The 12,700-nt window shown below is 69.6% G+C and carries 18 protein-coding genes; 14 read left to right on the forward strand and 4 right to left on the reverse strand.

The features are described from left to right. Positions 1-150 precede the first annotated feature (150 nt). The 3 genes from WMF20_RS12580 (at position 151) to WMF20_RS12590 (ending at position 3,220) form a co-directional block, all read left to right on the forward strand. Positions 151-1,764 carry a hypothetical protein gene (locus WMF20_RS12580; protein ID WP_437613535.1) on the forward strand — a complete coding sequence of 538 codons (1,614 nt, stop codon included), beginning with the start codon at positions 151-153 and terminating at the stop codon, positions 1,762-1,764. 290 nt (positions 1,765-2,054) lie between these two features. Continuing rightward, on the forward strand, positions 2,055-2,675 hold the full coding sequence (locus WMF20_RS12585) for a uracil-DNA glycosylase family protein (protein WP_437613537.1): 621 nt from the start codon (positions 2,055-2,057) through the stop codon (positions 2,673-2,675). A 284-nt stretch (positions 2,676-2,959) separates the two neighbouring features. Further along, positions 2,960-3,220, forward strand: coding sequence for an AbrB/MazE/SpoVT family DNA-binding domain-containing protein (locus WMF20_RS12590; RefSeq protein WP_061616985.1), 261 nt, complete (start codon positions 2,960-2,962; stop codon positions 3,218-3,220). A 191-nt stretch (positions 3,221-3,411) separates the two neighbouring features. On the opposite strand, the gene WMF20_RS12595 is transcribed toward WMF20_RS12590, so the two are convergent. Next, positions 3,412-3,825 (reverse strand): LIC_13387 family protein, encoded by a 414-nt coding sequence (locus tag WMF20_RS12595; protein ID WP_129574580.1) that lies wholly within the window; start codon positions 3,823-3,825, stop codon positions 3,412-3,414. A gap of 100 nt (positions 3,826-3,925) precedes the next feature. Here WMF20_RS12595 and WMF20_RS12600 point away from each other — a divergent pair, with 100 nt between their 5' ends. The 7 genes from WMF20_RS12600 to WMF20_RS12630 all read left to right on the forward strand — a co-directional run bounded on the left by WMF20_RS12600 (position 3,926) and on the right by WMF20_RS12630 (position 7,099). Then, positions 3,926-4,066, forward strand: coding sequence for a DUF433 domain-containing protein (locus tag WMF20_RS12600; protein WP_129574581.1), 141 nt, complete (start codon positions 3,926-3,928; stop codon positions 4,064-4,066). A gap of 136 nt (positions 4,067-4,202) precedes the next feature. After that, positions 4,203-4,673 carry a type II toxin-antitoxin system VapC family toxin gene (locus tag WMF20_RS12605; protein WP_020464953.1) on the forward strand — a complete coding sequence of 157 codons (471 nt, stop codon included), beginning with the start codon at positions 4,203-4,205 and terminating at the stop codon, positions 4,671-4,673. Positions 4,674-4,677: 4 nt separating this feature from the next. Further along, the gene (locus WMF20_RS12610) at positions 4,678-4,857 is read left to right on the forward strand and encodes a hypothetical protein (protein ID WP_061626030.1); all 180 of its coding nucleotides are present in this window, start codon (positions 4,678-4,680) and stop codon (positions 4,855-4,857) included. Between the two features lie 641 nt (positions 4,858-5,498). Continuing rightward, entirely contained in the window at positions 5,499-5,732 is a 234-nt protein-coding gene (locus WMF20_RS12615; RefSeq protein WP_061626031.1) for an addiction module protein, read from the forward strand. Further along, positions 5,729-5,965, forward strand: a complete 237-nt coding sequence (locus WMF20_RS12620) for a DUF433 domain-containing protein (protein ID WP_129574582.1) — start codon at positions 5,729-5,731, stop codon at positions 5,963-5,965. The genes WMF20_RS12615 and WMF20_RS12620 overlap by 4 nt, the downstream gene beginning before the upstream one ends. A 239-nt stretch (positions 5,966-6,204) precedes the next feature. Further along, positions 6,205-6,405 (forward strand): hypothetical protein, encoded by a 201-nt coding sequence (locus tag WMF20_RS12625; RefSeq protein WP_165373941.1) that lies wholly within the window; start codon positions 6,205-6,207, stop codon positions 6,403-6,405. A 271-nt stretch (positions 6,406-6,676) separates the two neighbouring features. Further along, entirely contained in the window at positions 6,677-7,099 is a 423-nt protein-coding gene (locus tag WMF20_RS12630) for a hypothetical protein (protein WP_437613541.1), read from the forward strand. 31 nt (positions 7,100-7,130) lie between these two features. Here WMF20_RS12630 and WMF20_RS12635 read toward each other — a convergent pair whose 3' ends face one another. After that, positions 7,131-7,445, reverse strand: coding sequence for a hypothetical protein (locus tag WMF20_RS12635; protein ID WP_437613543.1), 315 nt, complete (start codon positions 7,443-7,445; stop codon positions 7,131-7,133). Beyond that, positions 7,442-8,413, reverse strand: a complete 972-nt coding sequence (locus WMF20_RS12640; protein ID WP_437613545.1) for an ATPase — start codon at positions 8,411-8,413, stop codon at positions 7,442-7,444. The genes WMF20_RS12635 and WMF20_RS12640 overlap by 4 nt, the downstream gene beginning before the upstream one ends. Before the next feature lie 976 nt (positions 8,414-9,389). Here WMF20_RS12640 and WMF20_RS12645 point away from each other — a divergent pair. Together WMF20_RS12645 and WMF20_RS12650 are read left to right on the forward strand one after the other, a co-directional pair. Continuing rightward, positions 9,390-9,821 carry a hypothetical protein gene (locus WMF20_RS12645; protein WP_437613547.1) on the forward strand — a complete coding sequence of 144 codons (432 nt, stop codon included), beginning with the start codon at positions 9,390-9,392 and terminating at the stop codon, positions 9,819-9,821. Beyond that, positions 9,818-10,753 (forward strand): hypothetical protein, encoded by a 936-nt coding sequence (locus WMF20_RS12650; protein ID WP_437613549.1) that lies wholly within the window; start codon positions 9,818-9,820, stop codon positions 10,751-10,753. The genes WMF20_RS12645 and WMF20_RS12650 overlap by 4 nt, the downstream gene beginning before the upstream one ends. 134 nt (positions 10,754-10,887) lie before the next feature. Here WMF20_RS12650 and WMF20_RS12655 read toward each other — a convergent pair whose 3' ends face one another. Then, positions 10,888-11,871, reverse strand: a complete 984-nt coding sequence (locus WMF20_RS12655; RefSeq protein ID WP_437613551.1) for a LysR family transcriptional regulator — start codon at positions 11,869-11,871, stop codon at positions 10,888-10,890. Positions 11,872-11,984: 113 nt separating this feature from the next. Here WMF20_RS12655 and WMF20_RS12660 point away from each other — a divergent pair, with 113 nt between their 5' ends. Both WMF20_RS12660 and WMF20_RS12665 read left to right on the forward strand, forming a co-directional pair. Next, complete coding sequence (locus WMF20_RS12660; RefSeq protein WP_437613553.1) at positions 11,985-12,464, forward strand: DUF4260 domain-containing protein; 480 nt, start codon at positions 11,985-11,987, stop codon at positions 12,462-12,464. Then, entirely contained in the window at positions 12,461-12,670 is a 210-nt protein-coding gene (locus WMF20_RS12665) for an AraC family transcriptional regulator (protein WP_061628608.1), read from the forward strand. Before WMF20_RS12660 ends, WMF20_RS12665 begins: the two co-directional genes overlap by 4 nt. Positions 12,671-12,700 lie beyond the last annotated feature (30 nt).

Raw genomic sequence — 12,700 nt, forward strand, 5'->3', positions numbered from 1 at the left:
CCAACTCACGGCTGCTGCCGGCCGCGCTTCGCGCGGCGGCAGAGCCGTCATCGTTGGGCAGGTAGCGGGCGCCGTTGACGCGCCCCGGAACCCGCTGTTAACTCACGGTCGCTAGCGTCCCGCCATCGGGACCTACCAAAGGAGAGAGAAATGAGCAGCGTCGACATACTTACGGATGTGCCCTTCCCCGGATGGCCCTCGTGGGAGGCCGCGCTTGACACACTTCAGGTGCCGCAGGCTCCGGTTATTGTGTCGCAAGTGATCGCAAACGCGATCCGAAATGACGGCGTGTTTACGAATGCGGGCCCGCTATCAGCACTCTCTGTTCCTCCGCTCATGCTTCGCTTCCTCTCTCGCTGGCGCGACGCAGGCTTCTGCCTCGACTGCGCGACGCCGAAAATGACGGACGCCGCAAAGACCGCCCTGCTGCGGTGCGCGCGGCAGCTCCACTCGAGGCGGCGTCAGCACGTTGCACTTTCGGGGATCGTCAAGCTTCCTAGCCCGCTGCAGCTGGGGAGGAAGATCTGGTTCACGACGCTTGAGCAGCAATGGTTCTCCCGCTCTGCGAGGCTTGAGATCGCTCGGGCGCAACTCCTATATGGATCTCTGTGGACTGAGGAGACAGAAAGCACCCTGTTTTCTAGCGCCTACGAAAACCTAGCATCGGCACTCGCCGTCGCGTCCGCACTCCAGTCGGGACCGACACTCTTGAAGGACATTCGCAGCCGGTTCTCGGAGACAGCCGTTCCTGTCGAGACCGCGCTTCATCTGATCGACTTGGCAAGCTGGACTCCTGACGATCTTCTCGGGTCATACGCGCACGTCGGCTACCCGGAGGCTTGGTTCACATCGCCGTTTGCGCTCCGGCCCATAGTTAAACTGTCGGACAACGCGCTATTCATCCCGGAACCGCAGTATCTGCTCGGCACGTTCGAGGCCCAGCAACACCAGGCAGCCATTCGTAAGTTCGTGCACGATGACCCCGATGGTGGGTTCAAGCACTTCTCCTCAGCTTTCGGACACGTTCTCGAACGATATGCCGTGTTGCTCCTGCAGGCGATCCTCAAAAATGACTCCGTGACGAAAGAGTTCAAGTACACAAACCGGGACGGCAATCCGGTCGACAGCCCGGACATCTTCGCTCGCGAGGACGCCTCCATATTCGTTGTTGAGTGTAAGACGGTGCGGCTGCCGGACGACGGGAACGCGACCTCGCTCGAGGCTCTCGATGATTGGATTTGGCATCTTGGCGGCGGGAATGACCGACGCAGTCCGCTGAAGCAGGGGTCCGGATTTATTGCCGACTGGAAGGCAGGGCATGTGCCGACAGACAAGTTGCCCGCATACACAGAGTCCTTTCAGTACCTTGTCGTGTGCTATGGCTCGCCGCCGCCGACCGCGAACTGGCCGGCTTTCAGACAACGGTTCCTGGTGCCACACCTAGCTGCTCCGGAACGCGACATCGAAGCGCGAACGCTGTTCGTAAGCATTCGCGATCTCGAAAAGATCGCGGCGGTCGCAACTGCGATGGCGGAGGCCGGCGAGCATCTTTCGCTTTCGTCTCTTGTCGCCAGGTACCACGAAGCGCTCCGATCATCTGTCAAGACTGTGAAGGCTGCGCCCGACGAGCCGCCGCTCATTACGGCCGGTCTGGGCGACTTCTGCATTGAGCAGTATGCAGACTTCACGCCGAAGGATCCGCACTTCATCGAGGAGGCGAGAAGCGCTCTGTTCGACGCGGCGAACGCCTGGCTGTTCGCGTGACCGACGATGTCTGCCGCGGTGACTGCCCAACACGGCAATGCAGCCGACGGGCGCCTGCGGCGCCCGCGGCTGATTGCCAAGCCGTTGTGCAGCCCGAGTAGTGACGAGCCCCACCATCCTGCCCCCTCCGACCAACCATGCCTGCTGACCTGAGCCACCGCTTTGCGAACTGCACGACCTGCCTGCGCGACCCCAGGACGTTCCTACGCGACCGCGCCACCGCTGTCCTTACTCCCTGGTGTGTGCCCCGCGGGTGGGCCGGTACGTTTCGGCGCGGACCGCGTGCATTGATGGTCGTTACCCTGAACCCCGGGGCCCCGATGGATGGCGAGCGCGACCTCTACGCCTCCTGGGGACTGACCGTACCCGGATGCGTTAGCGAGAACCAGGCCAAGCTCCTGATGGCACACTGCACGAAGCAGTACGTTGCCCCAGGACGAGGCGCCGACACGGTCTTCCATCGGAAGATTACGACGTTTGCGCGCGCGAGCCTTTGGGTGCTGGGCCATCGCGACGCCGTCAGCGCTGATGGCTGGATCGACAACTGCTGGTTCACCGACATCTTCAAATGCAGCACGAGGGCGGAAAGTGCGCCGCGCATCCCTAAGGCCGCCTTCGCAGCATGTCGCCCACACCTTGAAGCTGAGCTTGCCGCTTTCGCCCCCCGCGTCCTGCTCGCCTTTGGAGCAACGGCTGCAAGAGAAGTCGCCTCGCTCCGGAATCAGCAACACTCCCCCGCCATCTTCACGCTTCCCTTCCCCGTGAATGCGGGACTTGCCGCGGTGACCGATACGAAGCATGACGCTCTCTTCCATCAGATCGCGTTGCTGGCCGGCGTTGGCTGGACGGAACAAATCCATCGGGAGTTCGCAGCCTACCGTGCCGCGCTGCTTGCGAGGTACTTCCCATGATGACTACCCGTTGCAGGGCTCGTCCTCATCGGTGCGGCTGCACAACAAGGGCCTGCGGCCGACGGTGCACCTGGGCCGCGCGAAGCGCGGTCCGGCGCCCCGCGGCTGAGGCCCAAGTCGTTGGGCCGGCGGAGGTCCAGGTGCGGTACCATCGGGGCATCCCTGGAGGCGCACCGTCCGCGATGTTGTATGGGGCGGATATGGGTCGTCGCTTCCAGCCGGGCTCATCGACGGGCCGAGCGGCCGTCGTTTCTCAGGGCTCATTACCGTGGTACTGTGCCAGCATGAAGCTCGCGCAATCCAGGGTCACGGCTCAGGGGCAGATCTCGGTTCCCGCGGAGGTGCGCAAGCGCCTCGAACTGGTGCCTGGATCCATCCTGGAATGGGATGCCGAAGGTGATCGAATCACCGTGCGGCGCGTTGGTCGGCACAGCTTCGAGGACCTTCACCGGGCACTGTTCTCGCGGGAACCTCAGCCGCGCAGCCTTGAGGATCTCAAGGAGGGCATCAGGCAGCGCATGAGGGCCCGCCATGCGCGCCGTTGACATGAATGTCCTCGTTCGCTTGCTGGCACGCGACGACGCCGCGCCGCACACGCCGAGCCCGCCCCTGCAGCCCGCCGCCCCGCGATAGCGGCGCGCTCCGCCGGAACCTGAAGGACCGATGCCGCGACGGTTCGTCCGACGGGCCGCTCATCGCGACCGCGATGGGCAATGAGCTATCTTCGCCCGCACGCTCAGCGCACCACGAGCGCCGCGCCGAAGCACGCCGTCGCGACCAGCATGGTCACGATCGGCGGCGGCGGAAACGCGCGGACGGCGATGGCCAGCAGCGCCAGCGACACCGCCGCGTTCAGCGCCACGACAGCAGGGAGCGCGGCGAGGGCGGGCGCGGCGAGCACGCAGACGGCGCCGTGCAGCGCGAGCGCCAGGCCCATGGCCACGCTGAACCCCCTGAAGAGGCCGAGCAGGTCGCGCGACAGCCCCATCATGGACATCCGGTGCGCCCGCATCGCGTCCAGGACCGCGGTCTCCGCGGCGGGCGGCGCGGGGCGACCGAGCAGCAGCGCAGTGATCGCGAGGTGCCCGATCCCGGTGACGACCCACGCCCACGCGCCCATCTGAAACAGCACCTGTGCACGGCTACTCATGACAGCCCTCGTTTCTTTGCCGCCGGTCCCTGGCGGGTGCGCTCCACATGCTGCCGTTTGGATCTGGAGCACGGCCCTGGAGATTTCAATACGGCACCGAATGGGCTCCCGAGATCCTCTCCTCTGCGGGGGCGCGCCGGTCATCAAGGGGACGCGGGTCACGCTCAGCACGCTGCTCGCCAGCCTGTCGGACGGCGACTCGATCGAGCACATCCTCACCGCGGGCGAGGGCGGCGCCTGAACCCAATCTCATGATGCCGCTGTCCTCGCGGCGATGCAGACCGCCTGCTCGCTCGTCGGTTGGGGTGGCCGAATGAGCGTTGCCTGGTCTGCCGCGGGCCTGTACGATCCACGAGCTTCATCCCCGAGGCCTGTGCATGAAACCGAGCGTCGATGTGGAAACCAGCATCGTCAGCTACCTGACTGCCAGGCCGAGCCGCGATCTGGTGCGAGCGGCGCATCAAGAGGTGACCGGCGAGTGGTGGGCAGGGCGCGACGCCTACGACTTGTACATCTCGCAGCTCGTGGTCGACGAAGCTTCGGCGGGCGACCCCGGCGCGGCAGCGCTGCGGCTCCAGGCGCTCGGCGACCTGCCGCTGCTGGAGCTCACGCCGGAGGCTGTCGGTCTCGCCCGGCAGCTCCTTCACGCCGCCGCCCTCCCGTCCAAGGCAGCCGGCGATGCAGTTCATATCGCGCTCTCCGCGGCGCACGGCATGCGCTACCTGCTCACCTGGAACTGCGCGCACATCGCCAACGCCACGATGCGCCCTAAGATCGAGGAGATCTGCCGAGCCGGTGGCTTCGAGCCTCCGGTTATCTGCACGCCTCTGGAGCTCGTGGAGGAGTAACATCATGCGCTATTCCGATTCCATCATCGACGAGGTCCGTGCTACCCGCGACGCCATCGCCAAGGAGCACGACTATGATGTTGATAAGCTCGCCGAGGCGCTCAAGGCGCGTGAGGCCAATAGCGGGCGGAAAGTCGTACGGCTGCCACCGCGCGAGGTAACGGTCGTTCGCAAAGCCTCGTGACGAGGCGATGCCCGGCGCCCCCCTTGGACGCCGCGCCGCACACGCCGAGCCCGCCCCTGCGGCCGCCGCCTCCGCCGCCGCCCTGGCCCGGCGTGCCCCGGCCCAGTCCGCTTCCCAGCCGGCCTCGCCGATGCGCCCGATGCCGTGGCCGGGGGCGCCGACGGGGCCTCGCGCGCCGTAGCTCCCGTAGCTCCCGTCCGTGCAGCCCACGTCGGCCACGTCCCCGCGTCCTCGCCGTCCGTTGTTGCCAGGGGTCGGCGTCGGGGTCGGCGTCGGCGGCGTCGTCGACCCGACCGAGCTTGGCCCACCCCTGAAACAGCGCGACACGGCGCCTCGCAGCCCGCACGGCCTCGACGACCCTGCGGCCGGTCTGCGGGTCCACAGGCATGGTACCGAAGCCGACGTAGGCGGGCGGCTCGCCGGCGGCGAGGAACGCTTCCACCTCAGGTACGAGCGCCGTCTGGTCGGGAAGGAGCCAGGCTCCGCTCTGCGTAGCCTGCAGGCCGGGCGTCGCCGGCAGCGGCCCAAGGGCCGGGGCCGCCGCGAGCCACGGATCCTCGCCCAGGACCCGCGGCCCAGGCCCCGCATCGAGGCGGGTCCCGCTCGTGACCCGGCCGAGCCTGCGGTAAGCTCCCTGCACCATGAGCGACGTCGAGGATGTCCTGGTCGCAGCGCTGCGTCTGTCGGCGGAGGACCGAGCGGCCGTGGCGGCCGCGCTGATCCAGAGCCTCGACGAGCCCGAGCAGACGACCGAGGAGGTCGAGGCTGCGTGGGCCGAGGAGATCCAGCAACGTCTCGCCGACGTCGACGCCGGGGTCGTCACGCCGGTCCCCTGGCCGGAAGCCCGGCGCCGTATCCTGGAGCTCACGTCATGAACCACCGCAATCGCATCGTGCGAGATCCTCTCGTCTGCGGGGGCGAGCCGGTCATCAAGGGGACGCGGGTCATGCTCCGCACGCTGCTCGCCAGCCTGTCGGACGGCGACTCGATCGATGGCATCCTCAGCGACTACCCGACCCTGACCGCGGACGACGTGCGCGCCGTGATCGCGTTCGCCGCGGATTCCGTCCGCGAAGATCTACCGGCGCCCAAGGTCGTCGGGTTCTGATGCGCATCAACCTGGACGAGATCTGCCGACTTCCCTGGTCGAGGCGCTTGTGCAGCTCGGCCACGACGGCTGGGGCACGGCGCGAGCGGAGATCCTGAAGGAGCTCGAGGACCGGCGTGCGGGTCGAGCTTCATCCTGAAGCGTGCGCTGAGCTTCGTGCGGCGGCCATCTGGTACGACGAGAGGCGCCCCGGGCTGGGCGACGAGTTCATCGCTGAGAACCAATTGAGGTGACGCGTCATGTCGCTCGTGGAGTTGCTCCCGGATATCCAGTCTTTGCCGCGTGCTGACAAGCTCAAGCTGATCCAGTTCCTCGCACAGGAGCTGGCGGAGGCGGAGGAGCCGCCTGCGCTCCGGGCGGGCCAGTCTTACTCCGTGTGGTCGCCCGACCAAGCGTTTGAGGCGGCCGAGACGCTCCTCCAGACCTTGCGCACCGAATAGGAACCGCAACGTGTCCGTTACGGGTCAGCAGTTCCCCTTCCTGGCGCGCGCCTCTGAGCATGTCGCCGGAAGCCTTGCGCCGATGCTCCCGCTGACGCTGGTGGGAGGGCGCAGCGTGCAAGCGTTGGGCCTGCTCGACACGGGGGCTGCTGTCAGCGTGCTGCCCTACGCGGTCCGCCCGCACGTGCCCAGTGAAGCACTGTAAGGGGGCAGGAGGTTCGACCGTTCGCCCGGAATGCATACGAGCTTGGGTCGAGGAGCTGGTCGTCTCGTGATCGCGGTCGCCGCGCTGCTGGCCGCGTGCGGCGACGCACACCGTCCGAGTGGGCCCCCGCGGGGCGCGAAGCAGCCGCCCGCTGCCGCCGTGACGCCGACTGCGGCATCGACGGCGACCGTCGCCGGCGGGCCGACGGGGGCGCCCCTGCCGCCCGGCCCGGCGACCTGCGCTGCCGCGTCGGACTGCGTGATCGTGGCCGCGGCCGACCGCTGCTGCTCTTGCGGCACGATCTCGTCGAGGGCGGTCGCGAGTGCGTCCAACCTGATGATCTACGACGGCAGCGGAGCCTTCTTCCGTGAGCTCAACGCCCGTAGCCCCCCCGCGTGCCGGAACCTCCAGTGCGCCCCGTGCCCGCCACCGCCGCAGCTCGCGTGCGTGGCCGGCACGTGCCAGGCCGCGCCGCAGCCAGGCCCCTGATGGGAATAGGTGACCGGCGCCGCGCGGACGGTCACGACGCCCTGGGCTGGGCGGTCACGCCTCGTCCGCCTCGCTGAAGCTCGCCGCCGTCGCCGCCCCGGCCGCCGTCGGCCGTCTCGATCTCGCTGTCGCGCACGGTCACCCTGGCGTGCAGCGCGACGATGCCGACGCTCGGGGAGCCGTTCTCGCCCCCTTGCCGCCTCGGCCACCGCAGCCGCCGGCGCGGCCCGAGCGTCCCCCGCGTGGCGCCCGGCCGGGCCGGCGCGCTGGCTGGGGAGCCTCGACCGCTCGCGACGCGCCAGGCGCCCCCCTCCTTGACGCGCCCGCCGCGGCCTGGGGCGATCACCCCTCGTCTTCGCCCTCGCCCGGCGCGCCGTCTTCCGTCGCGCCCCCCTCCGACGCGTCGCCTTCCGGCGCGCCGTTCTCCGCGGCGGCGTCGCCTTCCTCCTCTTCCTCTTCATCTCCATTATCTCCGGTGGACGCGGCGCCGCGGGAGACGGGGAAGGGCGCATAATCCTTCATCTTGTCCGTGCCGGCATACCAGTACTCCGCGGCGGCGCGCAGCCGCCGCTCGGCGTGCACGACGAGCGTGTACGCGGCGTCGCGGAGCTTGCGCGAGCGCTGCGCCTCGGGAGAGAACGTCTTGTCGGCGAGCATGCGCGCGAGCTGCGGCGACAGCGCGCGGAGGCGGGCCGCCGCGTCGGCCTCGCCGCGAGGCGCCTTGCGAAGCGCCTCCGCGTGCTCGGAGCAGAGCAAGAGCAGGTCGGAGACGTCCTGGACCAGATCCGCGTCGCCGCTGCCCGCGCGGATCGCCATGAGCCGCTTTTGCCCCTCGGGGCTCTTCTTGAAGCGGAGATCGAAGAAGCGGAGGAGCGTTCGCCGGTGCAAGGCGGCCTCGGCGGCAGGCCCCTTGAACATCGCGACGGCCTGCTCCTGGCGCTGCTGCACGGCTTGCCAGCGCGATTGCGTGACGCGCAGGAGCTCGATCTTGTCGCGGAGCGCGCGGATCTCCTCGCGTGTCAGCGCGGGCTCGTCCTCGGGGAAGGGGGTGCGGACGAGATCGGCCGCGTCGCGCTCGGCGGCGAGCTGGATGCGGCTCGACCAGATGACGCGCCGAGCGAGCTTGCCGGGGAAAATCACGGTGTTGTCGCCCTGCGACTCGGCCTCTCGGAGGAGCTCGGCCTCGCGGGCGGCGCTCAGCGTGTACGCTGCTGCGCCCGTCGAGGAGCGAGGCGCGCCCCGTGTCTCGCGCGACGCGCGCTTCGTTGCAACCTTGTCGGTCCTGGACAACGTGGTGGTGGATGCCTTTGCCATGGTAAAAATACGCCTCCTTGTCGGGGCCAGCGCCCCTCGGAATGAGGGGCTGGAAGATCGGCGAGGGTATCGGCGAACAAGGCATTGGCCAGAGGAGAGCACGAGTCGGTCGCGCCCCGAAGGAGGCGCTCGGGCCGAGGCTGGGAGAGGCGGGGTGCCGCGCATCGAATCGAGGGGGGCGGCGTGCCTGGCGCCGCGGGCAGCGGGCCGCGGAGGTGGTGCACGAAAGAAAAAGAGTTGCGCTGCAACCACAAAAGGCGCGCGAGACGACGCCGGGGCTGCGCAGGAGACCGATCGGGCCTGCGCAGGAACCCGACGATGATGACGAAGGACCCCAGCGGGGGCGCGCAGGAGGGTCGCGAGGGCCGCGCAGGACGGGGGCCAGTGTAGCGCAGGACACCAACTGGGGGTGCGCAGGAGGGCGCCCAGTCCGCGCAGGAGAGCCTGCGGGGCTGCGCAGGAGACCCACCGGGGCCGCGCAGGAGGGCGCCGGGGCTTGTCCAGGAGGGCCGATGGGCTGCGCAGGCCGGCCGACGGCGCTGCGCAGAAGGTCGCCGGGGCTTGTCCAGGAGGGCCAATGGGCTGCGCAGGAGGGCCGGCGGGGCTGCGCAGGAGGGCCGGCGGGGCTGCGCAGGAGGGGCGGCGGGGCTGCGCAGGCGTGCCGCGGTAGCGCTATATCGTCCGATAGGCGAGCGAGAGGGGGGCCGGAGCGCCTTCGGGCAGGGCGCGGCGCGCGCGAGCCGGGGCAAGGAGACGGCGGGCCGGAGCGCCTTCGGGCAGGGTGCGACGCGCGCGAGCCGGGGCGATTCGGGGCCGCAGGCACACGTCACCGTCACCGGTGGCGCGTTCACGCAGGTAGGGCGCAGCTGTCAGGCCGTATCGGACGCCGCACACCGAAAATTCCGCGGAAAGTCCGCTGGTCCGCAGCTTGCCAGGCTCGCGAGCGAAGCTTGCCAGGGTGGGAACCGAGGTGGACATGGAAGGGACCCTTCAGGAAGGGCGGCGCGCGCCCGAGTTCTTGGCGTGGGCGCCGCTGGCGGCCGTCGCGCTGTTCACGTTCAACAACTTCTGGCTCAAGGGGCGGGCGCCGGTCGTGCTCGCCGGCAAGCTCAGCGACTTTGCCGCCTGCTTCTTCCTGCCGCTGTTCGTGGCGGCGCTGCTCGCTCGCGTCACGCGCTGGTCGCGAGCGCGGCGGGTGGCGCTCGGGGCCGTCACGACGGCGCTTGTATTCACGCTGGTGAAGACGAGCGCAGCGGCGTCGGCCGTGCTCGACGGCTTTTGCGCCGCGCTCGGCTCGCTCGTGGCGCTGCGGTCACCAGCCAATCGCGTGGATCCGACCGACCTGCTGGCGTTGCCGATGGTGCTGCTCGCGTGCTGGTGGTCGAACAATCAGGAGAGAAAACGATGAAGAGGTGGGTAGCTCAGAAGCTCGAGCTAGTGGCGCTGATCGCGACGGGCGCCTCGCTGGTGGCGCACGGCGGGGACATTCCGACGTGCGTTTTGAACGACGCCGAGAGCATCACCGTCAATGTGACCGGCGATTGTGGTCCTGCGGGCGTCGTCACCATCAAGCTGGAGGATGCGTCGTGCTCGGTCAGCGTGAGCGGGGACCAGACGGGCTTGCCTCGCTCGGGGTACAGCAGGAGCGGCTTGAGCTCGGGGTTCAGCCTGCGGGCCGATGAGGCAGACGGCTTCGAGCGCGGATGCACCGCGATAAAGCAGGCGGACGCCGAGGACACGTACAAACTGAGCTGCTATGTCGGCCGCAAAGGTGGCAGTCGGTCCTCGACCCTGGCGTGCGAAGCCGAGCTTTCGCCCGTCAGCGGCGAGTGCGACTTGCGCCAATGCGCCCCGCTCGCGTGCCCGGACGGCCAAGAGCCGCGCTCGGCGGCAGGTGCTTGCTGCCCGGTGTGCGCCGAGCCGCCGCCGGTGCCGGTCGGCCCGTGCGCCGACGTCGTGTGTCCCAGCGCCTGTCCGGAAGGGCAGGAGCTGGTCTACACCGGCGCCGGGTGCTGCGCCGAGTGCATCACGCAGTCTGCAGCTTGCTTCGAGCAGCGCGACGCCTTCGAGCCCGAGCGAGCCGCGACGCTCGCGCTGGCGCGCGCCTGCCAGACGGACCTGGATTGTACGTTCACCCTGCTGTGGACGCGCTGCGGCCCCAGCTGTGCGGTCCCCATCGCCGGCAACGCCATCGGCACGACCTACGAGACGCTGCGCCTCGCGGCCGAGGAGACCTGCCCGGACTGCCTCCCGGCGGAGCACCAATGCAGCAGCGAGCAAACCATGACCGGGCGCCCCGCGTGCGTCGACGGCGCGTGCGTCGGCATCAAAGACGATTGATTCCACCTCCTCAGTAGAACTCGTGGGCGAGCCAGTCGGGCTCCGGCAGGTTCCCGAGCGCGTGATCGAGGGCAATCTCCGCGTGTTCGTAGGTTCGAACCCCATACGCCTTTTGGGAGACCGTACCTCCGTCGTCATGAACGGGTCCTCGCCGCTCGGCCCGAGCTGCGCCTCCCCCGCGCGCCCGGCGGCCCGGCCTTCGCCGCCACCGGCCGTGTTTCGCGCGCCTGGGTCGCGTAGGCACCGAGCTGCGCGACGAGGTGCTCGAAGACGAGGCGGACGCGGCGCACGGCGCGCAGATCCTCGTGCATGACGACCCAGACGTCCAGGTGGAAGGTGAGCGCGGGCAGCACGCGCACGAGCGGCACCGGCCGCCGGCTGAGCGGGAGCTGGCACACCCCGATGCCGAGGCCGGCGCGCACCGCGGCGAGCTTCGCGATGTCGCTGTCGCTGCGGAACGCATAATCGCGCGGCGTGGTGACGAGCCCGGCGGCGGCGAGCCCGTCGATGATGGCGCGGGAGCGGTCGGCGCCGATGAGGGCGTGGTCCGGCACGAGCCCCGCGAGCGACGTCGGTGCAGCGTGCGCGGCGAGGTACGCCTTGGTGGCGAAGAGGCCGAGCTCGACGCGCCCGGCGCAGCGCCTCACCAGGCCGGCCTGCGTCGGCTCCGCCATGCGCACGGCGACATCGGCGTCGCGGCGCAGGAGATCCTCGGTGCGATTCGTGGCGACGAGCTCGATCTGGAGGCGCGGATGAGCGACGCGGAGCGCGGCGAGCATCGGGGGGAGCACCTCGGCGCCGACGACCTCGCTGCACGTGACGCGCACGGTGCCGCGGTCGGCATCGGTGGGGCTCGACACGGCGCGCACGAGGGCGCGCGCGCTCGCGGCGATGGACTCGGCGTAGGGCAGCGTGGCGAGCGCGAGCTCGGTCGGCACCAGGCCGTTCGGCGCGCGGGTGAAGAGCACGACGCCGAGCTGCGACTCGAGCTGCTCGATCTGGCGGCGCACGGTGGGCTGCGCGACGTCGAGGGCGCGCGCGGCGGCGGAGAGGCTGCCGGTGCGCATGACGGCGAGGAAGGCACCGTAGAGGTCCCACGAGGGCTCGGCTGGGCTCATCAAAAGATGATGAGCGGATGGACGCATTTGTACAATGTTCATGAGCACCCGCGGCGACCATGCTCTTCACGTCGCCGGCGCCCGCGCCGGTACGCACGACGAGGAGAACGACCATGACCACCGCCGCGATGCTCCCTGCGCTCGACCTTGCTCCCTCGACCCGCCGCCCCGTGCCGCAGCCCACCTGCGAGGTCTCGGCGGGCGGGGCCAAGGGCATGCCGCGCGCGCTCCTGCGCCTCGAGGGCGCGCTCGTGCTCGGAGCAGCGCTGCTCGCCTACGAGCACCTGGGCGGGCGCTGGGGATGGTTCGCGGCGCTGTTCCTCCTGCCCGACCTGTCGCTGCTCGGCTACCTCGCGGGCCCGCGCGTGGGCGCGGCCGTCTACAACGCGGGGCACAGCCATCTGGCTCCGGCGCTGCTCGCGGTCGCGTCGGTCGCGCTCGGCGCGCCGGCGCTGCTGCTCGGCGCGGCGATCTGGGTCGGGCACATCGGCTTCGATCGGATGCTGGGCTATGGGCTCAAGTACGGGACGGCGTTCGGCGACACGCACCTCGGCCGCGTGGGCTCGAAGCGCTCTTTGAGTCGAGCCACGTGAATGCCATCGGCGACGATCTCGGCGTGAGCGAGCGCCACCTCCGCCGCGTGTTCCGCGACGCGGTCGGGGTCGGCCCGAAAGCGTTCGCCGAGCTCGCAGGAAGGTCGACGGACTGCACAGGAGGGCCGGCGAGCTGCCGCTCCGCCTATCCCCAGCTCCGCGATCACCTCACCGCCGTGCGCGCCCAGCACGCTGAGACGCGGTGACGCGCGGACCCGCCGCGAGCGACCCCACGC

This window comes from Sorangium sp. So ce834, assembly GCF_051521425.1.
Taxonomy (GTDB): Bacteria; Myxococcota_A; Polyangia; order Polyangiales; family Polyangiaceae; genus Sorangium; species Sorangium cellulosum_D.